The sequence below is a fragment of the Streptomyces katrae genome (assembly GCF_000966975.1).
In the GTDB taxonomy this organism is placed as follows: domain Bacteria; phylum Actinomycetota; class Actinomycetes; order Streptomycetales; family Streptomycetaceae; genus Streptomyces; species Streptomyces katrae.
The window spans coordinates 1-303 of the sequence record NZ_JZWV01000429.1 but is presented as its reverse complement, the minus strand read 5'-3'; the positions used below and the strand labels follow the sequence as shown (position 1 = coordinate 303).

The following is a 303-nucleotide window of genomic DNA, read 5'->3' as shown; positions in this document are numbered from 1 at the left end:
GGGTGCGGATCGTCGAGGGCGACCTCGGCACCCTCGACGCCGACGAGCTGGCGGCGGCCACCGGAGGGGTCCGGGAGCTCATCCACGCGGCCGCCGAGGTGCGCCACTACGGTCCGGACGACCGCTACGCCACGAACAACGTCGCCCCGACCTCCCTGCTCGCCCGCCTCGCCCTGGACCGCGGCTGGCGCATGGCCCACATGTCCACGCTCTCCGCCGTCGGCCCCGCCCCCGGCGACGGGCCCCTGGTCACCCTGCGGGAGGAGGACTTCGACCGCGGCGAGAACTTCGACAGCCCCTACG

General features: G+C 75.2%; 1 protein-coding gene. It reads left to right on the top strand.

Translation table 11 applies throughout. The annotated features are described in order from the left end of the window. Positions 1-303, top strand: a 303-nt coding sequence (locus VR44_RS16380) for an SDR family oxidoreductase (protein WP_169791015.1), incomplete at both ends; no start/stop codon positions are given.